Origin of the sequence: Trebonia sp. (assembly GCF_049794275.1) — a bacterium.
GTDB lineage: Bacteria > Actinomycetota > Actinomycetes > Streptosporangiales > Streptosporangiaceae > Trebonia.
Genome location: NZ_JBARCR010000891.1, coordinates 1 through 2993, shown reverse-complemented (window position 1 = coordinate 2993; position 2993 = coordinate 1). Strand labels below are relative to the sequence as shown.

2 protein-coding genes are annotated in these 2993 nt (G+C 72.5%); both read left to right on the top strand.

Features of this window, described 5'->3' with window-relative positions; translation table 11 throughout:
- Positions 1–1783 (top strand): AAA family ATPase (locus tag WA805_RS22945; RefSeq protein ID WP_425243376.1); only part of this gene is annotated, 1783 nt, incomplete at its 5' end.
- A 57-nt stretch (positions 1784–1840) separates the two neighbouring features.
- The coding region (locus WA805_RS22940; RefSeq protein WP_425243375.1) for a hydantoinase/oxoprolinase family protein at positions 1841–2993 on the top strand (1153 nt) is incomplete at its 3' end.

The window sequence follows — 2993 nt, the reverse complement described above, 5'->3', positions numbered from 1 at the left end:
GGCGTACGCGGACCGCGCGGCGCGCGACCAGCAGGCGGCCGCGCCGCCGCGGCCGAAGCCGCAGATCACTATCGACGACGCGATGGCGGAGCTCGACGCGATGATCGGGCTCGACGGGGTCAAGGAGCAGGTGCGCTCTATCGCCGCGTCGATCGAGGCGGCCCGCCGCCGCGCGGTGGCGGGGTACACCACCGACAAGCCGATGCGCCACTTCGTGTTCCTCGGGCCGCCGGGCACCGGCAAGACTACGGTCGCCCGGGTGATCGGCAAGATCTTCTACGCCTTCGGGCTGCTGGACATGCCCGAGGTGGTCGAAGCGCAGCGGTCCGACCTGGTGGGGGAGTACCTGGGCGCGACCGCCATCAAGACCAACGAGCTGATCGACTCGTCGCTGGGCCGGGTGCTGTTCATCGACGAGGCGTACAGCCTGGTGAACGAGGGCGACGGGCAGAGCGACAGGTTCGGCGTCGAGGCGGTGCAGACGCTGCTCAAGCGGGCCGAGGACGACCGGGAGAACCTGATCATCATCCTAGCCGGCTACGAGAAGCAGACCGAGTCCTTCCTCGCGTCGAACCCGGGCCTGGCGTCCCGGTTCGCGACCAGGATCCGGTTCCCGACCTACACGCCCGGGGAGATGCAGGCGCTCGCCAAGTCCCAGCTGCGCGGCAAGAACGAGGAGCTGGCGGACGACGCGGGCCCGGTGCTGTGGCGGATGCTCGAGGACGTGGGCCGCCGCCGGATCACCGACGAGCTCGGGAACGGCCGGTTCGTCCGCACCCTGCTGGAGAAGGCGGGCCAGGCCAGGGACGTGCGGGTGATGGGCGCCGGCGGCGACCCGGCGGCCGAGGACCTGATCACGATCGGCGGCGCCGACCTGGAGAAGGCGTTCGCTGAGCTGACCTCGCGGCTGCGCGGCTACGAGGACGCCCCGACGCTGGAGAGCGCGATCGCCGAGCTGGACGAGCTGGTGGGCCTGGAGCCCGTCAAGCAGCAGGTGCGCGCGATCGCCGCGCAGCTGCGGGTGGCGAAGCTGCGCGACCGGCAGGGGCTGACCAGCCAGCCGCCGGCCAGGCACTTCGTGTTCACGGGGCCGTCCGGCACCGGCAAGACGACGGTGGCCAGGATCCTCGGCCGCATCTTCGCGGCGCTCGGGCTGCTGGTGCGTCCTGAGGTCGTCGAGGCACACCGCGCGGACCTGGTGGGCGAGCACCTGGGCTCCACCGCGATCAAGACGAACCGGCTGGTCGACTCCGCGCTCGGCGGGGTGCTGTTCATCGACGAGGCCTACTCGCTGCACAACGAGGGCTACTCCGGCGGCGACGCGTTCGGCGCGGAGGCGGTGCAGACGCTGCTCAAGCGGGCCGAGGACGACAGGGACCGGCTGGTGATCGTGCTCGCCGGGTACCCGCGCGACATGGACAGGTTCCTGCGCAGCAACCCCGGCCTGGCGTCCCGGTTCGGCACCCGGGTGGGCTTCCCGAGCTATTCGGCCCAGGACCTGGCGCATATCACCGTGCTGCTCGCCGAACAGGCCGGCGACGTCTTCGAGCCGGACGCCGAGCGCGTGCTCGGCGAGATCTTCACCAGGGCGGCCGAGGCAGGCCGCATCGACGAGCTCGGCAACGGCCGGTTCGCCAGGTCGCTGTTCGAGCGCGCCTGCGCCTGCCGGGACGTGCGGGTGGTCCGCCTCGGCGAGTCCGCGACCGCCGCCGACCTGACGACGCTGACCGCCGACGACGTCCGCGGCGCCTACGCCGAGCTGGCGATCCAGGGCTCGGCCTGATCTCGAGCCTCGTTGCCCGCGCCACGATCCCGGCCCGCGTCACCTTAGGCTTGGCTGATGGGCGGTTTGTGGGACTTCTGGGTCGACCGGGGCGGGACGTTCACCGACATCGTCGCCAGGCGGCCCGACGGCTCACTGGTCGCGCACAAGCTGCTGTCGGTCAGCCCCGCGTACCGGGACGCCGCCGTCGCGGGGGTGCGCGAACTGCTCGGCCTGGCGCCCGGCGAGCCGGTGCCCGCCGACCGGATCGGCGCCGTCAGGCTCGGCACCACGGTGGCCACGAACGCGCTGCTCGAGCGCAAGGGCGAGCGGTGCGTGCTGGTGATCACCGCGGGGTTCGGTGACGCGCTGCGGATCGGCTACCAGAACCGGCCGCGCATCTTCGACCGGCACATCGTGCTGGCCGGCCAGCTGTACGAGCGGGTCATCGAGGTCCCCGAGCGGACCGGGGCCCGCGGCGAGCTGATCCAGCCGCTCGACGAGGCCGCGGCCGAACGCGAGCTGCGCGCCGCGTACGCCGACGGGTTCCGCGCCGCGGCCGTGGTCTGCGTGCACGGCTACCGGTACCCTGAGCACGAGTCGCGGCTCGGTGAGATCGCCCGCGAGATCGGCTTCACCCAGGTCAGCGAGTCGTACGCGACCAGCCCGCTGATGCGCCTTGTGTCACGGGGCGACACCACCGTGGTGGACGCCTACCTGTCCCCTGTGCTGCGCCGGTACGTCGACGAGGTGGCCGCCGAGTTGTCCCGGCCGCCGGGTGTCCGGCTGCTGTTCATGCAGTCCAACGGCGGGCTGACCGACGCGGCGAGCTTCCGCGGCAAGGACTCCATCCTGTCCGGGCCCGCGGGCGGCATCGTGGGCATGGCGCGCACCGCCGCCGCGGCCGGCTTCGACCGGGTGATCGGGTTCGACATGGGCGGCACGTCGACGGACGTCTCGCATTACGCCGGGGAGTTCGAGCGGCAGTACGAGACCGAGGTCGCCGGGGTGCGGATGCGCGCCCCGATGCTGTCCATCCACACGGTCGCGGCGGGCGGCGGGTCGATCCTGCACTTCGACGGCGGCCGGTACCAGGCGGGGCCCGACTCGGCGGGCGCCGATCCTGGCCCCGCCTGCTACGGCCGCGGCGGGCCGCTGACGGTCACCGACGCCAACGTGCTGCTCGGCCGGATCCAGCCGGGACACTTTCCCAAAGTGTTCGGCGCCGGCG